This window comes from Arthrobacter sp. Br18 (genome assembly GCF_000520555.1).
GTDB lineage: Bacteria > Actinomycetota > Actinomycetes > Actinomycetales > Micrococcaceae > Arthrobacter_D.
Genome location: NZ_KI914868.1, coordinates 144,496 through 145,510 on the forward strand (window position 1 = coordinate 144,496; position 1,015 = coordinate 145,510).

General features: G+C 68.7%; 1 protein-coding gene. It reads right to left on the reverse strand.

The genetic code is table 11. The annotated features are described in order from the left end of the window. Nucleotides 1-998, reverse strand: a 998-nt coding sequence (locus Y704_RS24525; RefSeq protein ID WP_343212840.1) for a GAF domain-containing sensor histidine kinase, incomplete at its 3' end; no start/stop codon positions are given. Nucleotides 999-1,015 lie beyond the last annotated feature (17 nt).

A 1,015-nucleotide genomic window follows, 5' to 3' on the forward strand; every position in this document is an offset into this window, starting at 1 on the left:
CGGGCCGCCATGCCGTGAAGGCCCAGGCAGGCGGACGACGACGGCGACCCTTCCGTTCCGCGCGTCGCGGCGGCGTCGAAGCCGCGGCCGTTGTCCTCGATGACGGCGGCGATCCCGGTGACGTTGTAGAACAAGCCCACCCGGCAGGTGGTGGCGTGGGCATGCACGACGACATTCCCGACTGCTTCCTGCACAATCATGAACACCTGATGGGCCACTTCGGGCGCGAGATCATGGGGTTCCCCGACCACCAGGAGGGTGGCGTCGAGGGGGTAGACGGCTTCCACGCGGTCGAGTTCGGTACGGACGGCTACCTCGAGGGTGCTGCCGGCGAGGCTCGAGGGGCCGAGCCCGAGGACCGTGCGCCGGGTTTCGAAGAGGGCTTCGTGGGCGAGGACTCGGGCGGAGTCGATGTGCTGGGTGGATGGCGAGCCGCCGGGGGTGGCTTTATCGGCGCGATCCAGGTGCAGGAGCAGGGAGCCGAGGGAGCGGCCGATGGTTTCGTGGACGTCGCGTACCGCCCGTTCGCGTTCACCGGCGACGGCTGCTTCGCGTTCCTTGGCTGCGGCGGCGTTGTGGAGGCGGGAATTCATGATGGCGATGGCGGCGTGGTTGGCGAAGAGCTCCACAAGAGAGGCTTCGGCCGGCGTGAAGGCTCGGCCGGGTCCGTCGCTGAAGATGGCGAAGGTGCCGATGATTGCGCCGTCCCACGAGATGGGGACGCCGATGACGGCGCTCCCCCAGCGCGGATCGCTCGGGTGGATGTGTCCGGTGGGGACGGCGGCGTAGCGGTCGAGGATCACGGTGCCGCGTTGCTTCACGATCTCTCCGGTGAGGCCCTCGGTCAGGGGGAAGGTCTGGCCCTCGTGGCAGCCGACACCCTGGTCCACTTCCTTGCGGTAGTAGCCCTCGGTCTCGTGGACGATCGATATAGAACCGCTCTCGCAGCTGAGGAGGGCGACGGCGTGGCCGAGGACGCGTTCGAGGAGCGGGACCAGCTCGAACTGGCCGGCGA